The organism is Bacillus sp. AFS029533, from assembly GCF_002585125.1.
GTDB classification, from domain to species: Bacteria; Bacillota; Bacilli; order Bacillales; family Bacillaceae_G; genus Gottfriedia; species Gottfriedia luciferensis_B.
On the sequence record NZ_NUQC01000057.1, the window covers coordinates 1 to 22,776 of the forward strand.

The 22,776-nt window shown below is 32.5% G+C and carries 19 protein-coding genes; 17 read left to right on the forward strand and 2 right to left on the reverse strand.

All coding sequences use genetic code 11. The features are described 5' to 3' along the window. Positions 1 to 299 precede the first annotated feature (299 nt). Together COE53_RS22010 and COE53_RS22015 are read left to right on the forward strand one after the other, a co-directional pair. Positions 300 to 749: a MarR family winged helix-turn-helix transcriptional regulator gene (locus COE53_RS22010; protein ID WP_091021198.1), complete on the forward strand. Its 450-nt coding sequence runs from the start codon at positions 300 to 302 to the stop codon at positions 747 to 749. 106 nt (positions 750 to 855) lie between these two features. Then, the gene (locus COE53_RS22015; RefSeq protein WP_098948728.1) at positions 856 to 1,602 is read left to right on the forward strand and encodes an SDR family NAD(P)-dependent oxidoreductase; all 747 of its coding nucleotides are present in this window, start codon (positions 856 to 858) and stop codon (positions 1,600 to 1,602) included. 32 nt (positions 1,603 to 1,634) lie between these two features. On the opposite strand, the gene COE53_RS22020 is transcribed toward COE53_RS22015, so the two are convergent. Further along, a complete protein-coding gene (locus COE53_RS22020; RefSeq protein ID WP_098948729.1) occupies positions 1,635 to 2,744 on the reverse strand; it encodes an AbrB family transcriptional regulator in 1,110 nt (369 codons plus the stop codon). Between the two features lie 247 nt (positions 2,745 to 2,991). Here COE53_RS22020 and gndA point away from each other — a divergent pair, with 247 nt between their 5' ends. After that, a complete protein-coding gene (gndA, locus tag COE53_RS22025; RefSeq protein WP_098948730.1) occupies positions 2,992 to 4,398 on the forward strand; it encodes an NADP-dependent phosphogluconate dehydrogenase in 1,407 nt (468 codons plus the stop codon). 83 nt (positions 4,399 to 4,481) lie between these two features. On the opposite strand, the gene zwf is transcribed toward gndA, so the two are convergent. Next, on the reverse strand, positions 4,482 to 5,981 hold the full coding sequence (gene zwf / locus COE53_RS22030) for a glucose-6-phosphate dehydrogenase (protein WP_069032147.1): 1,500 nt from the start codon (positions 5,979 to 5,981) through the stop codon (positions 4,482 to 4,484). Positions 5,982 to 6,624: 643 nt separating this feature from the next. Here zwf and COE53_RS22035 point away from each other — a divergent pair. From COE53_RS22035 to COE53_RS22100, 14 genes are all read left to right on the forward strand, one after another. Next, entirely contained in the window at positions 6,625 to 7,881 is a 1,257-nt protein-coding gene (locus COE53_RS22035; protein ID WP_069032148.1) for a cation:dicarboxylate symporter family transporter, read from the forward strand. A 213-nt stretch (positions 7,882 to 8,094) separates the two neighbouring features. Further along, entirely contained in the window at positions 8,095 to 9,738 is a 1,644-nt protein-coding gene (locus tag COE53_RS22040; RefSeq protein WP_069032149.1) for an AMP-binding protein, read from the forward strand. Positions 9,739 to 9,882: 144 nt separating this feature from the next. Next, on the forward strand, positions 9,883 to 10,419 hold the full coding sequence (gene lepB / locus COE53_RS22045) for a signal peptidase I (protein ID WP_286162615.1): 537 nt from the start codon (positions 9,883 to 9,885) through the stop codon (positions 10,417 to 10,419). A 516-nt stretch (positions 10,420 to 10,935) separates the two neighbouring features. Continuing rightward, positions 10,936 to 11,196, forward strand: a complete 261-nt coding sequence (locus COE53_RS22050) for a metal-sensitive transcriptional regulator (protein ID WP_069032150.1) — start codon at positions 10,936 to 10,938, stop codon at positions 11,194 to 11,196. A 70-nt stretch (positions 11,197 to 11,266) separates the two neighbouring features. After that, the gene (locus tag COE53_RS22055) at positions 11,267 to 11,626 is read left to right on the forward strand and encodes a rhodanese-like domain-containing protein (RefSeq protein WP_069032151.1); all 360 of its coding nucleotides are present in this window, start codon (positions 11,267 to 11,269) and stop codon (positions 11,624 to 11,626) included. Between the two features lie 16 nt (positions 11,627 to 11,642). Then, positions 11,643 to 11,939, forward strand: coding sequence for a rhodanese-like domain-containing protein (locus tag COE53_RS22060; protein WP_069032152.1), 297 nt, complete (start codon positions 11,643 to 11,645; stop codon positions 11,937 to 11,939). A gap of 398 nt (positions 11,940 to 12,337) precedes the next feature. Beyond that, on the forward strand, positions 12,338 to 13,288 hold the full coding sequence (locus tag COE53_RS22065; protein ID WP_069032153.1) for a heme-dependent oxidative N-demethylase family protein: 951 nt from the start codon (positions 12,338 to 12,340) through the stop codon (positions 13,286 to 13,288). Between the two features lie 6 nt (positions 13,289 to 13,294). Continuing rightward, the gene (locus COE53_RS22070) at positions 13,295 to 13,783 is read left to right on the forward strand and encodes a dimethylamine monooxygenase subunit DmmA family protein (protein ID WP_098948732.1); all 489 of its coding nucleotides are present in this window, start codon (positions 13,295 to 13,297) and stop codon (positions 13,781 to 13,783) included. Positions 13,784 to 13,789: 6 nt separating this feature from the next. After that, a complete protein-coding gene (locus COE53_RS22075) occupies positions 13,790 to 14,758 on the forward strand; it encodes a PDR/VanB family oxidoreductase (protein WP_254664522.1) in 969 nt (322 codons plus the stop codon). 292 nt (positions 14,759 to 15,050) lie between these two features. Beyond that, complete coding sequence (locus tag COE53_RS22080) at positions 15,051 to 17,150, forward strand: methylmalonyl-CoA mutase family protein (protein WP_069032156.1); 2,100 nt, start codon at positions 15,051 to 15,053, stop codon at positions 17,148 to 17,150. Next, complete coding sequence (gene scpA / locus COE53_RS22085; RefSeq protein ID WP_069032157.1) at positions 17,147 to 19,312, forward strand: methylmalonyl-CoA mutase; 2,166 nt, start codon at positions 17,147 to 17,149, stop codon at positions 19,310 to 19,312. Before COE53_RS22080 ends, scpA begins: the two co-directional genes overlap by 4 nt. After that, positions 19,313 to 20,332 (forward strand): methylmalonyl Co-A mutase-associated GTPase MeaB, encoded by a 1,020-nt coding sequence (gene meaB, locus COE53_RS22090; protein ID WP_069032158.1) that lies wholly within the window; start codon positions 19,313 to 19,315, stop codon positions 20,330 to 20,332. Next, the gene (gene mce / locus COE53_RS22095; protein ID WP_098948734.1) at positions 20,332 to 20,769 is read left to right on the forward strand and encodes a methylmalonyl-CoA epimerase; all 438 of its coding nucleotides are present in this window, start codon (positions 20,332 to 20,334) and stop codon (positions 20,767 to 20,769) included. The genes meaB and mce overlap by 1 nt, the downstream gene beginning before the upstream one ends. Positions 20,770 to 20,777: 8 nt before the next feature. Beyond that, complete coding sequence (locus COE53_RS22100) at positions 20,778 to 22,328, forward strand: acyl-CoA carboxylase subunit beta (protein ID WP_069032160.1); 1,551 nt, start codon at positions 20,778 to 20,780, stop codon at positions 22,326 to 22,328. Positions 22,329 to 22,776 lie beyond the last annotated feature (448 nt).

Consider the following 22,776-nt stretch of genomic DNA (forward strand, 5'->3'; position numbering starts at 1 on the left):
CAGCAAAAATCTAGAATATATTTACTCATGAGAGGTTCATGAGTAAATAAAACAGCATGAATCTGGGATATAGTTACTCATAAGAGGTTCATGAGGAAGTAAAACAGCAAAAATCTGAAAATATCTAACCCATAAAAAGTTCATACGTAAATAATAAAAATCAATAATATTATTATGTAAACTAAATAACCTACATTAACTTCATTTCACTATTTAACTAATCGTAGGACATTGACTACATACAAAAAATGCTTTAAAATTATCTTTAATTCAAGATAGTTGAAAGGGGTTGATATGAATTGAATCAAAATGAAATTTCAACTAATTCGCTCCAGTTATATTCTGAAATTTGTAAAGCAAATCGATTTTTGACTGATGCTTCTATTAATAATATTAAATGTTTTGGTTTGAATTTAACTGAGTTTGCAGTCTTAGAATTGCTTTATCATAAAGGAGATCAGCCAATTCAACAAATTGGAAAAAGGATATTAATCTCAAGTGGAAATATGACGTATGTTTTAGATAAATTAGAGGCAAGACGATATATTAAACGGATTCATTGTCCAAAAGATCGACGAGTCATTTATGCTGCTTTGACTGAAGAGGGGAGAAGTGTAATTAGTTGCATTTTTCCAGCTCATAGTGAAATGATTCATAACTTATTTTCTCAATTAAATTCAGTGGAAAAAGATATGTTAATCTATTTATTAAAAAAGATCGGATTAAGCAACAATCAACCTCAATGTTGAGATAAATTAATTCGAACTAAATTGGATTAAAAGCTGTCGGTTGACGGCTTTTTTTTTAGAGTGGAAATAATATTAATAGACTAATTGTAAGAAGAGGGATAAATAGATGGAAGTAAAGTTTGAAGGGAAATCAATTATTATTACAGGTGGTGCGAATGGAATTGGAGAGGGTATTGCACTTGCATTTGGAAAATTAGGTGCAATTGTTTTTATAGCTGATGTGAATGAACAAAAAGGTAATAGAGTTGTACAGAAAATTGAAGAAAATGGAGGCAGAGCAATATTCCTTAAGACTGATGTTAGTAAAGAGGAAGACATCATAAATCTTATTCGCAATGTCATTGATAAAATTGGTAAACTTGATATTTTAGTTAATAATGCAGGAATTTCCGCTTTTAAGCCATTTTTAAGTTTAACAACAGATGAATGGGATCATGTAATGAATACTAATTTGAGAAGCGTTTTTATTTCATCAAGAGAAGCTGTTAAAGTGATGAAAAATGGTGGAAGAATAATAAATATGGCATCAACGAGAGCGATTATGTCGGAACCAAATTCAGAAGCTTATGCAGCATCAAAGGGTGGAATTGTATCAATTACCCATTCATTAGCAGCATCGCTTCAGCCAAATGGTATAACAGTAAACTGTATTAGTCCAGGATGGATTCAAGTTGATCAGAATGAAGAATTAAAAGAAACTGATCATCTTCAACATTGGTCGAATCGAGTAGGCAAGCCTGAAGATATTGCTAAAGCTTGTATTTATTTAGCTGATCCAGAAAATAACTTTATCAATGGTCAAAATATCATCATTGATGGTGGCATGACTAGAAAGATGATCTATGAAGAGTAGAAAAGCAAGGAAATTAAATTTCCTTGCTTTTTTTATTCGTTACTTATTCGTTTTACCTTACTTTCTTGTATCCTTGTTCTAAAAATATATCTTAATAAATATGGTACAACAATAAATATGAATAGTGTTCTAAATAGTTGATAACACATAATGACAGTTATGTCTGCGTCTACTTCTTTTGCAATTAATGCCATTTGATCCATTCCACCAGGGGCTAAACTTAGTAAGGCACTAATATGATCAATCGTGTGAATATGTGTTAAAAATATACTAGATAAAAGCGAAAATGTTAATAAAACGACTCCACTTAAGACTGAAACTAAAACTATTTTTAATTTGTTAGTTAAGTTTTCTGGTTTCAATAATAAGCCGATATAACTTCCCATCATTAGCTGAGAGCAATCTAAAATCACAGATGGTAATGCAGGTCCATGTAATCCAGATAAATTAAGGATAATGGTAGCGATCATTGGTCCTAATAGCAATGCAGTAGGAAAATTTATTTTCTTACCTAAAACTCCAAGTAGTGTACAGAAAATAGCAAAAATAATGATGTTTGGAAATAAGCCATGCCAGCTTGCTGATGAGTGGTGAATGGCTTCTGAGATCGAACTTTTATGTACATTAAAAAATGGACTGAAGATTAATAATGGAACAATAAAAATAATCATCATAAGCCTGGAAATTTGTAAGAAAGTGACAATTGTAATGTCAATATCTTTAATCTCTTCTGCAAGAGTAATCATTTGACTTAGACCACCAGGAATACTACCTAATAAAACTGTTGGATAATGTATTTTAAATACTTTAGAGATTACGATCGAAATGATTATTGTAAAAAGGATGAGTAGAAAGGTCATCAATATCATAGAAGATAATTGATGTCCGATTTGAATAAACGTAGAAGATGTAAATGATAGCCCAATTGTGTAGCCGATTATGATCATGGCTGTATCTCGAATTTTACTTGGCCAATGCAATTTTATCCCTTTAAATTTAGAAAGTATAAGTACAAAAAACATTGGTCCAAGTAGCCATGGGATTGGTAGTTTAATCAATTGAAATAAAAATCCACCAATAATTGCAATAATGAAAGTAAATAAAAGTTGAATCCATTTGTTATCGTTGTATTTTATTACCATCGTTTCACTTCTTTTCAAATTATAAAATTTTAATGTATAGATCATGTTTACATTTATTCATCGCGCTTGTTATGTTAATATCATTATTGACATTAAGTTTATGGTATGCAAGGATTTTGCTCGGTTAGTTTTTAGAATATTTAACAGGATAGCGAAACTAATCAGCGGATATATTAAAGATAGTAAATATTTTACAATTTTTAATTTGAAAACCCTTGCAAATTTTAATTAGAAAGGACTAATTGAATTGGCTAAACAACAAATAGGCGTAATTGGTTTAGCAGTAATGGGAAAAAACCTAGCTTTAAATATTGAAAGTAGAGGTTTCTCAATTTCTGTATATAACCGATCAGTAGAAAAAACAGAAGAATTTTTAAAAGAAGCAGAAGGTAAAAATGTAGTTGGAACATTTTCAATTGAAGAATTTGTAAATTCTCTTGAAACACCTAGAAAGATACTAATAATGGTAAAAGCAGGTGGCCCAACTGATTCAACAATTGAAATGCTATTACCTCATCTTGATCAGGGTGATATTTTAATTGATGGTGGAAATACATACTATAAAGACACTCAAAGACGAAATAAAATGTTATCTGATAGCGGAATTCATTTTATTGGAACAGGTGTTTCAGGTGGAGAAGAGGGAGCTTTAAAAGGACCTTCAATTATGCCTGGTGGACAAAAAGAAGCATTTGAACTAGTAAAACCTATTTTTGAAGCGATTGCTGCAAAAGTTAATAATGAACCTTGTACAACATATATTGGACCAGATGGTGCTGGTCATTACGTAAAAATGGTTCATAATGGAATTGAATATGGTGATATGCAATTAATCTCAGAAGCTTACTTTTTATTAAAAAATGTACTTGGCTTAACTGCAGACGAATTACACCATGTATTTAGTAATTGGAATAAGGGTGAACTTGATAGCTATTTAATTGAAATTACAGCGGATATCTTTACTAAAACAGACGAAGAAACAGGTAAACCACTTGTAGATGTTATTTTAGATAAAGCAGGACAAAAAGGTACTGGAAAATGGACTAGTCAAAGCACACTAGATTTAGGCGTTCCTACTTCTATTATTACTGAGTCTGTATTTGCACGTTTTATTTCTGCAATGAAGGATGAAAGAGTAAGAGCAAGTAAATTATTATCAGGTCCATCAACTAGTACATATAATGGTGATAAAGAGCAACTGATTGAAGACGTGCGTAAAGCTCTATATATGAGTAAAATTTGTTCATATGCTCAAGGATTTGCTCAATTAAGAGCTGCATCTGATGAATATAACTGGGATTTACAATATGGTGATATTGCAATGATTTTCAGAGGTGGATGTATTATTCGAGCGGCTTTCTTACAAAAAATTAAAGAAGCTTACGATTTAGATGCTAATCTTTCGAACCTTTTACTTGATCCATATTTCAAAGAAATCGTAGAAAGTTATCAAGGTGCTTTACGAAAAATTAGTGTAGTAGCGATTGAAGCTGGTGTACCAATTCCATGTTTCTCTGCTGCTTTAGCTTATTTTGATAGCTATCGTACAGAAACACTTCCTGCAAATTTAATTCAAGCACAAAGAGACTATTTTGGTGCACATACTTATGAACGAATTGATAAAGAAGGTAAGTTCCATACTCAGTGGACATAATTTTTAAATTTGTTTTTAAAAATATAAAAAAGTTACCCCCTCGATATTTTGAGGAGGTAACTTTTTATTTATATAAATCGTTCTTAATTTTCATTTAATCGATCAGTAACAGGCCACCATTTATGACCATCAACTGTCAATAAAGTATCAGCTTCGTTTGGACCCATTGAACCAGATCTATAATTTGTGAGTGGTGCTAAATTATTGTCCCAAGCTTTTGAGATGACATCAACAAAGCTCCAAGAATATTTTACTTCATCCCAATGAGTAAAGTTTGTTCCATCACCTAACATACAATCATAAATTAATCGCTCGTATGCTTCTGGTGTATTAATACAATCAACGCAATTATTATTAAATGTTAATTGAATTGGCTTAGTGTAACCTTCATCTGAACCAGATCTTTTTGCATTTAATTGCAATGTAATTCCTTCATCTGGTTGAATATGTATAATTAATAAATTTGGAGACATTGTCTCTTTTGTATTGTAATAAAGATTCATTGGTATATCTGAGAATTGAACAATAATCTTAGTAGATTTTGTCGCCATTCTTTTTCCTGTTCGAATATAGAATGGTACACCAGCCCATCTAAAATTATCGATAAAAAGTTTGCCCGCTACAAATGTTTCAGTTTGAGACTCAGGTGCTACATTGTTTTCGTTTCTATATGCTGGAACTTCTTCACCATTCATTACACCAGCATCATATTGTCCGCGAACAAAGTAATCTTTTACTTCATTTTCATCAATTTTACGAAGAGCTTTAAATACTTTAACTTTTTCACTACGAATTTCTTCAGTTGTTAATTTGATCGGAGGCTCCATAGCAAGTAGTGCCGCCATTTGAAGCATATGATTCTGAACCATATCTTTTAAAGCTCCCGAATTCTCATAGTATTTTCCACGGTCTTCAACACCAAGAATTTCACTAGAAGTAATTTGGATATTTGAAATAAATCGATTATTCCATAGTGGTTCAAACATTGCATTTGCAAAACGGATTACTTCAATATTTTGAACCATTTCTTTACCTAAGTAATGATCGATACGGTAGATTTGATTTTCTGAAAATGCTTCACGAATTTCATCATTCAATTCAATTGCACTCGGTAAATCATGTCCAAAAGGTTTTTCGATGACAATTCGACTCCAACCTTCTGTATCAGCCAATCCATTTTGTTTTAACTGTTTAGCAATTGTTCCGAAAAATTCAGGTGCCATTGCAAGGAAGAAAACACGGTTACCAGGAATTAAATAATGATTATCCAAGTTTGTTAATAAATTTCCTAATTCTATATATGAAGACGGTTCTAATACTTCAAATTGATGGTAATAAAAATGAGATAAAAAGCTTTCAATCTCAGTCTCAGATGAAGCAATAGATTGAATTGATTTTTTTACAGTTTCACGAAACTCATCATTTGACCAAGGTCTTCTACCTACACCGACAACTGCAAAACCTTCATCAATTTTTTGACTTAAAAATAATCTATATATTGAAATAAAAAGCTTTCTTTTTGCTAGGTCTCCTGTTGCTCCAAAAATAACAATAACTGCTTTTGGGTTTACTTTAGTTTTCAATTAATTTACCTCACTTCTTAAACATAAATTACTAACTTATTTTAGTAATAATCAAGGTTGATTATACAAAATATGTAATATCGCTTTCAAAAAAATTTGAAAGCATTTTCATTAATTATTAAAAAATAAATTAAATTTCCAAATTATTCATCTTATATCATAAACAAAACGAACAGATTCGTAAATAAGAGTCTTGATAATATTTAACTTTTTTCTCTTTATTCCTTGTAAACAAAGGGGTTTTAAATGATTTGGATAATGTAAGTTTTTTCTTAATTTAAATAGTTATATGTAATTATTTGGTTAAAAATTAAAAAATAATTAAAAAAAAGTAAGAGGAATTTGTCAAAATCTCAGTTTTTTAGTAGAATTGTAATGTACCTTAATAGACATTTGGAAAATAAAGTAAAATTGAAATCGTAATGATTTCTGTTATACTGTTTTTTATAACCTTTTTTGATTGTAAATTCAGAATATAATCAAAAAGTAAATTATGGAAATGATGGGTAATTTATGAGAGTTCCATCGATATCTTAAATAAGCCAAGTAGTGCTTAAACCATTTAAAAAAAATTTAAATGGTTTTGTTATTTTTAGTAAATTAAAAAACTTGGCAAAATTCTACTACAAGGGGGACTTTTATTATGAAAAAAATTGGCTTAGCTTGGCAAATATTAATTGGTCTTGTTATCGGGATCATTGTAGGCGCAATTTTTTATGGAAATCCAAAGGTTGCTGACTATTTACAACCAATTGGAGACATCTTTTTACGTCTGATTAAAATGATTGTAATACCAATCGTTGTTTCAAGTATTATTGTGGGTGTTGCTAGTGTTGGTGACACAAAAAAACTTGGCCGTTTAGGCGGAAAAACGATTCTGTACTTTGAGATTATTACAACAGTTGCAATTTTAATCGGATTACTAGTAGCGAATATCGTTAAACCAGGCGCTGGTGTAGATATGAGTATTCTTCACAAAACTGATATAAATACTTATGTTGAAACAGCAAAAGAAGTGAAAAGTCATGGCTTTGCAGATACATTTGTAAATATCGTACCGCCAAATATTTTTTCAGCTTTTGTTGAAGGAAACATGTTAGCAATTATCTTTTTCTCAGTACTGTTTGGTCTTGGGATCACAGCGGTAGGAGAAAGAGGAAAGCCAGTATTAGCATTTTTCCAAGGAACAGCTGATACAATGTTTTACATTACAAATCAAATTATGAAATTTGCTCCATTTGGTGTTTTTGCATTAATCGGTGTTACAGTATCAAAGTTTGGATTAGAATCTTTAATTCCATTAGGAAAATTAGTCATAACTGTTTATATTACAATGGCATTCTTTATCGTAGTAGTATTAGGCTTAGTAGCTAAAATGGTAGGAGTTAATATATTTAAGTTCATTAAATTAATTAAAGATGAACTGATCTTAGCATATTCTACTGCGAGTTCTGAAACAGTTTTACCTAGAATTATGGAAAAAGTAGAAAAATTCGGAGTACCAAGATCAATTTCTTCATTCGTTATTCCGACTGGTTATTCATTCAATCTTGATGGATCAACTTTATATCAGGCATTAGCAGCAATTTTCATCGCCCAAATGTATGGTATTCATTTATCAATCACTGATCAAATTTCACTTATGTTAGTTCTAATGGTCACTTCAAAAGGGATCGCAGGTGTACCAGGCGTATCGTTTGTTGTATTATTAGCAACATTAGGTACAGCTGGAATTCCAGTTGAAGGTTTAGCATTTATTGCAGGTATTGACCGTATTCTAGATATGGCTAGAACTGCAGTAAACGTAGTAGGTAACTCTTTAGCAGCAGTAGTAATTGCTAAATGGGAACGCGCATTTAAACCAGAAGTGGTGAAGAATGATAATAACGTTGCTATGTAACGTATAATATAGGAAAGATATTTTAAATTTAACTCTCAAATAAATTAACTATAATCAACAGCCACAAGGAAAAAGAGATTCCTTGTGGCTTTTCTATTTTTACAGAAGTTTTTTTAAAGGAAAAAGTCTAAAAACATAGAATATTCTTAATTGTGTTTAATTTAAATTCTAATTACGCGTCCTTTTGGAAGGGAACCAATTAAGGAGGATAAGATGACAAATTTACTAGATATTACCATAGGGAAACTATTAGAAGAAAAAGCGAAATTACATCCTACTCATGAGGCTGTTGTCTATGCGGATAGAGGTTTAAGGATGAATTACGAACAATTTGAAAACCACTGTAGAGAAGTAGCAAAAGGTTTGATGAGTCTTAGAATTCAAAAAGGTGATCATATTGCAATATGGTCTTCAAATACACCAGAATGGCTTACTTCACAATTTGCAACTGGTAAAATGGGTGGAGTTCTTGTTACAGTAAACACGAATTATCGTACAGCGGAGCTAGAATATTTGTTAAAGCAATCTGATTCAACAACCATTATTTTAATGGATCAATATAAAGATTCTTCATATATTGAAATGCTTTATGAAATTATACCAGAATTAAAGGATGCTGTTCCTGGAGAACTTCATAGCAGCCGACTGCCATTTTTACGGAACGTAATTGTTCTTGGTGAGAAAAAATACCCTGGAACATTCTCATGGGAAGAGCTTATTTCCATGGCAAAAAATACATCAGACTTAGAGTTAGATAAGAGAATTGCATCAATGAGTCCGTATGATGTAATCAACATGCAATATACATCTGGAACGACTGGTTTCCCAAAAGGTGTAATGCTTACACACTCAAATATCGTCAATAATGGGTTTAATATTGCGAATTGTATGGAATTAACAAAGGCAGATCGTTTATGCATACCCGTGCCATTTTTCCATTGTTTTGGATGTGTTTTAGGTACCATGGCTTGTGTTACTGTTGGAGCAACGATGGTACCTGTTCAAGACTTTAGTCCAAAAAGAGTACTTCAAACAGTACAAGATGAAAAATGTACTGGATTACATGGAGTTCCTACAATGTTTATCGCGGAATTAAATGAACCTAATTTTTCTAAATATGATTTATCAACATTACGAACTGGAATTATGGCAGGTTCAAACTGTCCAATTGAAGTTATGAAGGCAGTAATCGAAAAAATGGGAATTACAGAGATTACAATTGCATATGGCCAAACCGAGTCTTCTCCAGTTATCACACAAACTAGAACGAATGATCCAATTGAGGTACGTGTTGAAACGGTTGGTAAGGCATTACCAAATGTTGAAGTGAAAATAGTAGAACCAGGCACTTCTAATGAAGTACCACGTGGGGTACAAGGTGAACTTTGTACTAGAGGTTATCATGTAATGAAAGGCTACTACAAAAATGAAGAAGCTACTCGTACTGCAATTGATGAAGATGGATGGTTACATACTGGAGATTTAGCGATCATGGATGAGAATGGCTATTGCAAAGTTACAGGTAGGCTCAAAGACATGATTATCCGTGGTGGGGAAAATATTTACCCTCGTGAAATTGAAGAATTTTTATATACTCACCCAGATGTGTTAGATGTTCAAGTTGTTGGAGTACCTGATCATGTGTACGGGGAAGAAGTAATGGCTTGGATTATACTTAAAGAAGGAATTAAAATTACACAAGAGGATATCCGAATGTACTGTAAGGGAAGAATTTCAAAACATAAAATTCCTCGATATATAGAATTTGTAAAAGAGTATCCTATGACTGCCTCAGGAAAAATACAGAAATTCCGACTTAGAGAGCAAGCAGTAGAAACTGCCTCAAAACAAGTTTAATTCAGCTGATTACATCATTGAAGAAATAGCAAAGTGAAATAGAAAGCTTTGCTATTTTTTCATTAAATATTTGTAAGGAATATTCAAATAATTAATTGGATTATGGTAAAATGTGGAGACAATAAATTTAAAGGGGATACAAATTTGAAAATACGAAAAAAGGAATCTTCATGGCAAACTTTTAAAATAATAGTCTATTCTTTTACAGTCGCATTAATTGTTAAGATTTTTATTTTTTCACCCTTTATTGTTCAAGGTGCTTCGATGCAACCGACCCTACATAATCATGATTATTTGTTTGTTAACAAAGCCTCATTTCATATTTCATCAATAAATAGAGGCGAAGTTGTCATTATAAAAAAACAAAATGACCCTAAATATTATGTCAAAAGAATCATTGGTTTGCCAAGTGACAACGTTAATTTAACGAATGGACTCCTATATATTAATGGAAAACATATATCTGAAAACTATTTAAATGACCATTTAAAAAATGTCTACAAAGAATATCTTCAATTTAATCAAGTTAAAGTACCTAGCGGGTCCTATTTAGTCATGGGGGATAATCGACTAAATAGTAAAGATAGCAGAAATGGTTTAGGGTATATTAAACAGTCTGAAATAGTCGGTAAAGTTGAAGGAGTTTTTTTCCCTTTTAATCGAGTAAGAATAATGCAATAAATGGAAAAATAAAATGGATTAAATAGGGATCATTGAATTAGAAAAAAGGTTTTTCATTAAATTTTCATTTTCATTATATAAAGTAAAAAAGTAACAAAATTAATACTTACAGGTATTTTAAGCTTTATTTAAGGAAATAAATCTTAAATATAAGAATAAATTAATCAAAACTGAAAGTAGGAATATATAATGAAAAAAAGTGAAGAGCTGTTATTAGAGGAAGAAATTTCTCAATTAAAGAAGAATAATTGGTTATTAATGATCGTAGCGATCATCACGATACCTTTTTTAGTAATTAACATGTAATGAAGTAAAGCCTGGATTAGCTAGATACCAGGCTTTTATGCTGTTTAAAAGGAAATTGACTATGAAATAAGTAATTTCATGTTTTTAAGGCCCTTAATCTTCTTTTTCTAGTAATCTAAATGGACGACAATTTAATTGACTTCATACCTATCTGGGTATATAGTTCAAATTAACTAATGTAAAAATTTTACTAAGAAAGGAAAGATTTCTATGTCTTATGATGATCAAATAAAAAATAGAGTAAAAAGAATTGAAGGGCAGCTTAGAGGCATTTTAAAAATGATGGATGAGGATAAAGGATGTAAAGATGTTATCACTCAATTATCAGCAGTAAGAGCGGCAATGGATCGTACAATTGGAGTAATCGTAAGTACGAATCTTATTGAATGTGTAAGGCTTGCTGATGAAAATGGAGAAAATGCAGAAGAGCTAGTTAAAGAAGCAGTTAACTTATTAGTAAAAAGTAGATAAAAAACTTTTGTAAAACTGATCACTGGCCAAAAAATTTCTGAACATCAATTTTCTTGAAAGTAGGACTTTAATGGAATTTTTAAATATTCTAATCATCGTATTAATTGCTTATTTTCTAGTACAAACTTTTCTTCCAATCAAAGGGGTTAAGCAAATATCAACAAATGAATTAAAAAATGAATTGAAAAGTAAGGAAAAACAATTCATTGATGTTAGAACCTCTGCAGAATATAAAGGCAGACATATTAAAGAATTCAAAAATATTCCATTGCATTTGTTAAAGCAAAATATAAATCATCTATCAAAAGATAAGGAAACAATTATTATTTGCCAGAGTGGAATGAGAAGTAAAAAAGCATGTAAAGTTCTTAAAAAAATGGGTTATACCAATATTACAAATGTAAAAGGCGGAATGAGTACCTGGTCTTAATAAAGGAGAATAAATAATGAGAGAAATGACAGCAGAAAAACTTGAAGAGTTATTAAAGAATGGAAATTCACTTAATATTATTGATGTTCGCGAGGCGGATGAAGTAGCAAACGGAATGATCCCAGGTGCGACGCATATTCCACTTGGTTTAATCGAATTTCGCATGGCAGATCTAGATAAAAATAATGAATACATCGTTGTATGTCATGCTGGTGGCAGAAGTAGTCGAGCAGTACAGTTTTTAGAAAGTCACGGTTTTAATGTTGTGAATATGACCGGCGGTATGCTTGCTTGGACAGGCGAAATTGAATAAACGATTTGATCAAAATTGCTTATAAAAGAATATAGGCAATTTTTTTTTATATGTATGGATAGATCAGAATATTCACTGGTTTATTAGTTAAGAGAAAGTGAAAAAGGATGTAAATATCTATGCAAAAAAGAGATAAAGCAGAGATATAGTACCTCATAAAGGGTTCATGAGGAAGTAAAGAGTGAAAAAGCAGAGATATAGTACCTCATATGATTCTTTCATAAACTTTTATTAAAATACACAATAAATCGGACTAGGTATTGACATAAAAAACAGAATATTCTTATAATTAATTAAAATCTAATGTAACAAAAAACAGTAATTAATAGAAAGTTTACCTTTGTCTCGTTTAACTTATTTGAACGATTTACTTTTAATCTACTAAAAAGGGTGTTCAGATGAATCAAGTTAATGAATTAGAAAGCTTTCCGTATCCGTTTAAAGAGGAGATTTATCGTTACTCTAATAATTCTATTCTATTAGATCCACCTGTAAGCATCGAGATTACTCCAAAATATGAAAATGAAATAAAGTTAAAAAGAAGCTTGTTACACAATTCACCTAACCATTGTTATCAGGCACTTCCTACTAGTTTTGAAGGGCAATGGGAAATTGTAGAATTAGTTTTAGATCACTTAATAAGGTACTATCCAAACTTTTTTGAAGTTCATAAGGGGCATGAATATTGGACTATTTATAATAAGCTTCTGATGGAGGAGGAACGATTTAGCTTTGGGGATCGAACTTCTGTTTTAGGAAAGCCTTTGAATTTTATAGGTAGACACGTACAAGAGGATTTAATTTATATGAGTCAACGAGATGGCGATTTATTTTTAGATGCTGGACATCTTTGTTTCCCCTCTAATTGGTCACTTACTTTTAAACTAGGGATGAGATTTAAAGAGATTCATCAGCCAATCCCTATGTTTAGTGAAAAATCATTGGATGATCGAATTCTGCGTTTCTTAAAAAATATTGAACAAGGAGCTCCTTGGACTCGTAAAAATTGGTCATTAATGGCAGGGAAAAGATTAGATACTTCGTTAGAAACATTTAATCAATGGGGAAAAGATAGACAAAAAGTTACAGCTGATAATGTAGGGAGTTTTGTTCACTTACGTGTTGAAGTTCAAAAGTTATTTAGGCTGGCTGCTAGTAATGGGCTCCTTTTTACGATTCATACTCACTTATTACCATTAGAGCAATTAACTTTAAATAAGGTATGGTTAGAGCAATTTTATAAAATTCTATGTGAATTACCGGATTTCATTTTAGATTATAAAGGAATCTCTTCATATAAAAAAGAAGTAATAACATATTTAAAAAATAAACTTGATGAAGTTGGGTAGAATGCGATGAATAATTTAATAGTTGAAGAAGCTAGTTTTATAGATGGAAAAAGAAAATACTTAATCTGTTCGAATCATAGAGGGAGGGCGTTAATCCAGCCAATTTTAGAAAAGTTACTTGAGAAAAATTATTCTTTTGATTTTGTCTTCATCGGATTTGATTCAAGTCCAGAACAATTGCAACAGAATCTTAAAACTTGGTTGCAAAGTCAGAAAATGGGTAGCTATTTATATATAGCACTTAGTAAAGAAGAGCTTAAAAATTTACGGCCGATTATAGAGGATGTTGGATTTTTTGAGGATGAAGTACAATATGTTGGTTATGGTGAATTGAACTCGAAGGTTTTTTGTTGTCGATGTCATAGTTTAACTGAATTAAAAAATTTAGAAATTGGGAAAGAAGTTCAATGTCAAAACTGTCATTTATTACTTTCAGTTTCTGACCATTATTCTGTTCATTATGACGCATATTTAGGAAATATCGCTAAATTGTAGATGGGAGTGAATGGATTGATTGAGAATACGATACTAGTTCGTGTTAATGAAATAAAGCAAATAACACAACAGGTTAAAGAGTTTAGTTTTATTCCAATTGATGAATTTAATCTTCCAACTTTTAGTGGAGGTTCTCATATTAATACATATGTTGCTACAGAAAATGAGATTATTTGCAGACCTTATTCTTTAGTTCATCATTCACTTATTGATAACACTTATAAAATCGCCATCCAACTAAGTTCGGAATCAAAGGGCGGTTCAAAATATTGGCATGAACGAATTAAAATAGGTGATCGATTACGGATTAGCTATCCAAAAAATCATTTTCCATTAAGTTCAAGAGCAAAACATCATGTGTTTTATGCAGCGGGTATTGGGATAACGCCATTTTTATCGATGATGAAAGAATTAAAAAGTAAAAATAAGTCTTTTGAACTTCACTATACTTCGGCAACAAAATCAAGTAGTGCGTTTTATGACTTTTTAAATGAATCTTATAAAGAAGAGACTACATTTTACTTTACGAAAGAGCTTAATTCTAGTCGGATAAAAGTTGAAACGCTTTTAGACCATTCAATCGGTACTCATGTATATTTTTGTGGTCCTAATCGGTTCATTTCTCAATTTAATGAATCAGCTTATGCATTTGGCTATCCGAAATCAAGTGTCCATATTGAGGTTTTTACACCACAATTATTGGCTAGCTCTAGACCTTTTGAGATAGTACTTTCGAATGGTACTACAAAACAAGTTCCCGTTGATAAAACTTTATTAGATGTTTTACTTGATGAGGGCTTAAAAGTACCCTATTCCTGTAGAGTTGGTAGATGTGGGACATGCGAAGTTAATGTAATCGATGGTCAAATTGAGCATCATGATTTCTTATTGGATGAGGATCAAAGAAAAAGTAATAAAACGATTTTAACGTGTGTCTCTAGGGCAAAATCAAATCAAATAATCCTTGAGATATAGCGTTCGATTTTAGTAAAACAGCTAGACTACCTATTTAATTGGGTAGACTAGCTGTTTTATTTTTAGCAAAAAATAATGTCAAAATATATTTACAAATAAGAGCATTTAAAAAATACGTAATTTTCATAATTTTAGAGGATTTTTGAAAGAGTATGTCGAAATTTTAATTATTCTTTGCATTTATATTCTTAATGAAAAGAAAAATCGACTTTATTACATAGATAAATTCGATGATCTAATTTATTTTTACATCTTATTAAATTAAGAGTTAAAGAAAGGAGTGGCTTTATACATGTCAGAAAATACGAAAACTTCGAACCATAACTTGGAAGAGAATTTATTTGCTGAATTTCCAAAGCCTACTGTACAAGAGTGGAGAGATGTTGTTGAAAAATCCTTAAAAGGAGCCACTATTGAGGAAAAGCTAGTAACAAAAACGTATGAAGAAATAATTTTGAAGCCGATGTATGGGGAAGAAGATATTGCTAACTTTCCTTATTTAAACGCTCAACCAGGAGAATTTCCTTATGTTAGAGGTACAAGTGAACAAGGTTATCTAGAAAAACCATGGGAAATTAGTCAGGAATTAGATTGTTCAACGCCTGAGGAGTTCAACCGTGTTGCTAAACATGATTTAGACAAAGGGCAAACGATGTTAAAGATTCAACTTAACGAATCTTTCGAAACAAATAATAAAAATAATGATTTAAATAAAGGGTTAATCTTAACATCTATTAATGATGTTAGAGTAGCCTTTCAAAATATAAATTTAGAAGAAGTTCCTTTATATATTGAAACAGTTAACGGCGGGCAAGCATTTTTTGGATCATTTATCGCATATTTGCAACAACAAAATTACGATTTTAATAAAATAAATGGATTTATTGGAATGGATCCGATCAGTCATTTAGTGAAAGAAGGGACACTTCCGTATTCTATTGAAAATGCTTACAAAATGATGGCTGAGATCACCAAATGGTCAGTTAGACATACGCCAAATTTAAGAAATATTTTAGTGCAGTCACATCCTTATCACGATGCTGGAGGAAATGCAGTGCAAGAATTAGCATTTGCTATTTCAACTGGATTAGAGTATCTACGTGAAATGGATAACCAACAAATTCCGCTTGATGATGCAGCGACGAAAATACTTTTCTCGTTTTCAGTCGGATCGAACTTCTTTATGGAAATCGCAAAATTAAGAGCAGCTAGAATGATTTGGGCAAGAATGATGAAAGAATTAGGTGGCAATGAAGCTTCCCAAAAAATGACTATTCATTCTCGTACATCGACGTGGACGAAAACGATTTATGATCCTTATGTCAATATACTTAGAGGAACTGTTGAAGCTTTTGCAGGAGTAATTGGAGGAACTGACTCACTTCATGTTTCACCATTCGATGAATCGATTAAATCATCTGATGAGTTTTCTAGACGTATTGCAAGAAATACACATTTAATTCTTGAAAAAGAATCAAATTTATCAAAAGTCGCTGATCCAGCTGGTGGTTCTTGGTATATTGAATCACTTACTTACTCTTTGGCTGAAAAAGCATGGGAACTATTCCAAAAAATTGAAGAAAAAGGTGGAATGGTAAAGGCAATACAAGAAGGCTTCCCACAAGCTTTAGTTAGACAGATTGCAGAAGAAAAGTCGGGCAACATAAAAAATAGAAAAGATAAATTTATTGGGACTAATATCTATCCAAATCTGAATGAAACAGGGTTAGAGAAAAAAGAATTGGATCGTAGAGAAGTTGAGGGGAATAAAGAAAACTTCGAGAGCAGTTCAGATCATTTTATCTTACAAAGTGGTTGTTCAGTTGAAGATATCATTGATGCAGCAAGTAATGGCGCAACAATAACGAGTATTTTAAATGCAATGAATTTAATAGAATCAGAACTTCCTAGCGTTAATCAATTAAACATACATCGTGGTGCACAACCTTATGAATCATTGCGCCAAAATTCTCAAAGCTATAAAAATAGTACAGGTGAATTTCCAACTGTATTTGTAGCTAATTTTGGACAAGTTGCAGCATATAAACCTCGAACGGACTTTGTAACTGATTTTTTTGAAGTTGGAGGATTTAAGGTGCTTCAAAATAAAGGCTTTGCATCAATTGATGAAATAATTGTCTCATTTAAAAAATCAGAATCGACAATTGTTGTCATTTGTTCAACTGATGATCAATATTCAGCAGTTGTACCTTCTATAACAAATCAGATTAAAACAATTAATCCGAATGCAAAAGTACTTTTAGCAGGGAAGCCGTCGATCGATGATATGAAATTATATAAAGAAGTTGGAATTGATGATTTCATTCATATTAATGTAAATAATTTCGAGAAGTTGCAAAATCTTCAAAAGGATGGAGGGATTACGAAATGAACAAACTAACAGACTTTACAAAGATGCCATTTAATACAACATTTTCAGCACCAAATATAGCACCTCCTAAACCGATGCAAGTTAATCATGATGATTGGAAAACTTTAGAACAAATAGATGTAAAACCATTATATGATTCGACTGATCTAAATCAGATAGAACATTTAGGTTACGTTTCTGGAATTGCTCCGTTTTTACGTGGACCTTACCCTGCGATGTATATAAACAAGCCTTGGACAATTCGTCAATATGCCGGCTTTTCAACTGCAGAAGAAAGTAATGCATTTTATCGAAGAAATTTAGCTGCTGGTCAAAAAGGTTTATCGATTGCGTTTGATTTAGCCACTCACCGTGGATATGATTCAGATCATCCTCGTGTTGAAGGGGATGTTGGAAAAGCAGGGGTTGCAATTGATTCAATCCTTGATATGAAAATTTTATTTGATGGTATTCCTTTAGATAAAATGTCAGTTTCAATGACAATGAATGGTGCAGTACTTCCTGTTTTAGCATTTTATATTGTTGCTGCTGAAGAACAAGGGGTAGATCAATCACAGCTTACAGGAACGATTCAAAACGATATTTTGAAAGAATATATGGTGAGAAATACTTATATTTATCCGCCAGAAGCATCAATGCGTATTATCGCTGATATTTTTTCTTATACTTCACAACATATGCCAAAATTCAACAGCATCAGTATATCTGGTTACCATATGCAAGAAGCAGGGGCTACTGCAGATATCGAATTAGGCTATACTTTGGCAAATGGACTGGAATATGTTCGAACTGGTTTAAAAGCGGGAATCGATATTGATTCGTTTGCCCCTCGTTTATCATTTTTCTGGGGAATCGGAATGAACTATTTCATGGAAATTGCAAAAATGAGAGCAGCTCGTCTACTTTGGGCTAAATTGATCAAATCATTTGACCCAAAGAAAGAAAAATCTATGGCGCTAAGAACGCATTCACAAACATCTGGTTGGAGTTTAACTGAACAAGATCCATTTAATAATGTGACTCGTACATGTATTGAAGCGATGGCTGCTGTGTTAGGACATACGCAATCACTTCATACGAATGCTTTAGATGAAGCGATTGCATTACCAACTGATTTCTCTGCTCGTATTGCCCGAAATACGCAGCTTTATTTACAAGAAGAAACTGGAATTTGTAAAGTAGTTGACCCTTGGGGAGGCTCATATTACGTTGAATCGTTAACAAGTGAATTAGTTCAAAAAGCTTGGGCACATATTAAAGAGGTTGAATCATTAGGTGGTATGGCAAAAGCGATTGAAACTGGTTTACCAAAGATGAGAATCGAAGAAGCAGCAGCAAGACGTCAAGCTCACATCGATTCAGGTAAAGAAACAATTATTGGCGTTAATAAATACCGTCTTGAAAAAGAAGATCCATTAGATGTTTTAGAAGTCGACAATACTGCTGTTCGTGAAGCGCAAATTTTGCGATTACAAGAGCTTCGAGCAACTAGAGATGAAGCGAAAGTTCAGTCAACATTAGCCGCAATTACTGAGGCAGCGGAGTCTGGGGAAGGTAATTTGTTAGCGCTTGCAATTGAGGCTGCTAGAGCACGTGCAACTTTAGGTGAAATCTCAGATGCTTATGAAAAAGTAGTGGGTAGACATAAAGCTGTTATTCGTTCAATCATGGGCGTTTACAGTGCGGAATACGGTGAAAAAGATGAAATAGAGATTGTACGTAAAATGGCTGATGATTTTGAAGAAAAAGAAGGTCGTCGTCCTCGTATTATGATTGCTAAACTAGGGCAAGACGGTCATGATCGTGGAGCGAAAGTAATTGCAACAGCATTTGCTGATTTAGGCTTTGATGTAGATATCGGTCCTTTATTCCAAACACCAGCGGAAACGGCACTTCAAGCAGTTGAAAATGATGTTCATGTTATCGGAATGAGCTCTTTAGCAGGAGGCCATAAAACGCTACTTCCACAATTAATGGAAGAATTAAAAAAACTAGGTCGACCAGACATTGTTCTTGTTGCTGGAGGGGTAATACCTGCAGGAGACTATGAGTTTTTATTAAAGAACGGAGCGGCAGCAATCTTCGGACCAGGTACTGTTATCCCAGTTGCGGCACAAAAGGTTATTGAAGAAATTAATCGCCGACTTGAGGATTCGATTTAAATGGATCACGAAAACAAAAGAAAGAAAAAGCTTTCAGAAGACGACTATGTAAATGGAGTACTTGAAGGCAATCGAACTATTTTAGCCCAAACAATTACCCTTATAGAAAGTAATTCGTCAGCACATATGAATTCTGCACAAAATGTGTTGACGAGGTTACTTCCTCATTCAGGTCGTTCGATCCGGATTGGAATAACTGGGGTTCCAGGTGCCGGTAAAAGTAGTTTAATAGAAAGCTTTGGAACATATTTGTGTGAACAAGGACATAAAGTAGCCGTTTTAACAATTGACCCAAGTAGCACAATTACAAAAGGTAGTATTTTAGGAGACAAAACAAGAATGGATTCACTTTCAAAGAATCCGAATGCATTTATTAGGCCATCTGCATCAGGTGGATCTCTTGGTGGGATTGCACGTAAAACACGAGAATCTATGCTAGTGTGCGAAGCAGCAGGCTATGACGTGATTTTAATCGAAACTGTCGGTGTTGGACAAAGTGAAGTACAGGTTCGTTCAATGGTAGATTTTTTTCTTTTAGTCATGCTAACTGGGGCTGGAGACGAGTTACAAGGAATTAAAAAAGGCATCATGGAACTTGCAGATTCAATTGTTATCAATAAAGCCGATGGACAAAACAAATTAAAGGCCAAAGCGGCTAAGGCTGAATTTAATCGAATACTTCACTTATTACAGCCTTCCACTCCAGGTTGGTCTAGTAAAGCATATACAGCTTCCGCGTTACTAGGTGAAGGTATTGAAGAAATATGGAATGAAATTAATGCGTTTAAAAATTTAACAACTGAATCTGGCTATTTTTCTTTGCGCCGTCAAAAACAAATGATTGATTGGATGTACAACATGGTTTTTGAACAGTTGAAACTAAGTTTTATGAATCATGAAAGTGTAAAACTAAATTTAAAATCGATTGAAAGCTCAATTGTAAATGGAGAATTAACAGCAACTTCAGCTGCAAACTATTTATTATCCATTTTTGAAAGCAATAGGAAGGAGCCATTGTAATGCATGAGACTAGTCCAAAAAAAATTAATCATATTGGAATTGCAGTAAGAGATTTAGAAACTTCTATTCAATTGTATACGAATGTACTTGGCTTAAAACTTAAAGGAATTGAAACAGTTGAAAGTGAAAAAGTACGAGTAGCATTTATCGAAATCGGAGAAGTGAAAATTGAACTTTTAGAAGCAACTAGTCCAGAAAGCCAAATCGCAAAGTTTATTGAGAAAAAAGGCGAAGGAATTCACCATATCGCATTAGAAACAGAAAACTGTGAGAAACAGCTTGAAATGATGAAAGAACACGGAATTAAACTTATAAATGAAGTTCCAAAAAAGGGGGCGCATGATAGCCTAGTCGCTTTCCTTCATCCAAATTCAACGAATAAAGTATTGTTTGAGCTATGCCAACCATCATCTAGTGCTACTAAGAAAGGAAGTTGAATAAAGTTATGACGACAGCTTATGAGAAAATTAATGAATTAATGGACCGAAAGAGAGTAATTGAACTAGGCGGTGGAGACGAGCGAATAGATTCACAGCATAATAGAGGGAAATTAACTGCTAGAGAACGTATTAATCTTTTATTAGATGAAGATACTTTTGTCGAATTAAATCCTTTTATTAAACACCGCGCTACTAATTTTGGAATGGATAAAATGGATAGTCCAGGTGAAGGTGTAGTCACAGGTTACGGTAAAGTCCATGGACGTTTAATCTATGTTTTTGCACAAGATTTTACAGTATTTGGTGGAGCATTAGGTGAAATGCATGCTATTAAAATTGCAAAAGCTATGGACTTAGCTGCAAAAGTAGGTGCTCCGATTATAGGATTAAACGATTCTGGTGGTGCTAGAATACAAGAAGGAGTAGTTTCATTAGACGGTTACGGTCATGTATTTTATCGGAATTCGATCTACTCTGGCGTTATTCCGCAAATATCAGTCATTATGGGACCATGTGCAGGTGGAGCAGTCTATTCACCAGCTATTACTGATTTTGTTTTTATGGTTGAAAAGACAAGTCAAATGTTTATTACAGGTCCAAAAGTAATTGAAACAATCACTGGAGAAAAAATTACAACGGAAAATCTTGGTGGGGCAAAAGTTCATTCTTCGATTAGCGGTGTAGCTCATTTTACCGAAGAATCAGAACCAGAAATATTGGAACAGGTACGCAGATTAATTAGCTTTTTACCTCAAAATAATAATGAAAAACCAGAAGGAGTTCCATTCTTTGAAAAAGATGATTGGAGAGAAGATCTAATTGACTTAGTTCCAATCGAATCTACGAAAGTTTACGATGTAAGAAAAGTAATTGAGCAAATTCTTGATAATGGAGACTTCATGGAAGTACAACCAAACTTTGCGAAGAACATTGTTATTGGATTTGGTCGAATTGATGGTCACAGTGTTGGAATCATAGCAAATCAGCCAAAAGTAATGGCAGGTGGACTTGATATTAATTCTTCTGATAAACTATCAAGATTTATCCGTTTCTGTGATTCATTTAATATTCCTTTAATTACATTTGAAGATGTAACAGGTTTCTTCCCAGGTGTAAACCAGGAGCATGGTGGAATTATTCGTCACGGAGCTAAAATTTTATATGCATATTCAGAAGCTACAGTTCCAAAAATTACAGTAATCTTAAGAAAAGCATATGGTGGCGCATACGTAGCAATGAACTCTAAAGCAATCGGTGCAGATGTAGTATACGCTTGGCCAAATGCAGAAATCGCCGTAATGGGACCAGAAGGAGCAGCAAATATTATCTTTGCAAAAGAAATTAATCAAAGTATCGATCCAATTGCAACTCGAGCTGAAAAAATTTCAGAATACAGAGAAATGTTTGCAAATCCATATGTTGCAGCTTCTCACGGCATGGTCGATGATGTTATTGATCCAAGAGAAACACGTAAAGTCTTAAAACAATCCTTAGAAATGTTAAGTACAAAAAGTGAAACACGACCTAAAAAGAAACATGGAAATATCCCGCTTTAAAATGTAGTGGATTGTAATGGAAAACAACGTTACTAAATTGACTATATTGAGAATATTTTGATCGAGGTAAAAAGACCTTAATTCAACAGAATGACTAGATATACTTTAAGATTAGTATATCTAGTCAGAGTGTTGAAATATAAAATGGTCTATATGGAAATCGCACATTAAATTGAACTTATTTATGATGAAATGATCATTTTTTGATGATTTATTAATGGAGTTAAATGTTAATATATTGAGCAATTTCATGATTCAAATAATCACTAGTAATGATTTTTTTCTGAAGTTGAAAATATTATGTACTAATTTTTAGAAAAACAAATTCAATTGATTAGTTTAATTAAAGTTCGATATTTGTGGACCTACAAGCTGATAATTACACAACAGTTAGGTTACTCTAGATTACTCTAAGTAAACACTATTTGATTAGGATTTATTGCAAACT

What these genes read in the sequence shown, in the direction of transcription:
- mce (WP_098948734.1), top strand. Translation starts at nt 20,332, where the DNA reads ATGCATGAGACTAGTCCAAAAAAAATTAATCATATTGGAATTGCAGTA.
- COE53_RS22055 (WP_069032151.1), top strand. Translation starts at nt 11,267, where the DNA reads ATGGAATTTTTAAATATTCTAATCATCGTATTAATTGCTTATTTTCTA.
- COE53_RS22015 (WP_098948728.1), top strand. Translation starts at nt 856, where the DNA reads ATGGAAGTAAAGTTTGAAGGGAAATCAATTATTATTACAGGTGGTGCG.
- COE53_RS22080 (WP_069032156.1), top strand. Translation starts at nt 15,051, where the DNA reads ATGTCAGAAAATACGAAAACTTCGAACCATAACTTGGAAGAGAATTTA.
- COE53_RS22065 (WP_069032153.1), top strand. Translation starts at nt 12,338, where the DNA reads ATGAATCAAGTTAATGAATTAGAAAGCTTTCCGTATCCGTTTAAAGAG.
- scpA (WP_069032157.1), top strand. Translation starts at nt 17,147, where the DNA reads ATGAACAAACTAACAGACTTTACAAAGATGCCATTTAATACAACATTT.
- COE53_RS22040 (WP_069032149.1), top strand. Translation starts at nt 8,095, where the DNA reads ATGACAAATTTACTAGATATTACCATAGGGAAACTATTAGAAGAAAAA.
- COE53_RS22070 (WP_098948732.1), top strand. Translation starts at nt 13,295, where the DNA reads ATGAATAATTTAATAGTTGAAGAAGCTAGTTTTATAGATGGAAAAAGA.
- COE53_RS22060 (WP_069032152.1), top strand. Translation starts at nt 11,643, where the DNA reads ATGAGAGAAATGACAGCAGAAAAACTTGAAGAGTTATTAAAGAATGGA.
- COE53_RS22050 (WP_069032150.1), top strand. Translation starts at nt 10,936, where the DNA reads ATGTCTTATGATGATCAAATAAAAAATAGAGTAAAAAGAATTGAAGGG.
- COE53_RS22100 (WP_069032160.1), top strand. Translation starts at nt 20,778, where the DNA reads ATGACGACAGCTTATGAGAAAATTAATGAATTAATGGACCGAAAGAGA.
- COE53_RS22020 (WP_098948729.1), bottom strand. Translation starts at nt 2,744, where the DNA reads ATGGTAATAAAATACAACGATAACAAATGGATTCAACTTTTATTTACT.
- meaB (WP_069032158.1), top strand. Translation starts at nt 19,313, where the DNA reads ATGGATCACGAAAACAAAAGAAAGAAAAAGCTTTCAGAAGACGACTAT.
- COE53_RS22035 (WP_069032148.1), top strand. Translation starts at nt 6,625, where the DNA reads ATGAAAAAAATTGGCTTAGCTTGGCAAATATTAATTGGTCTTGTTATC.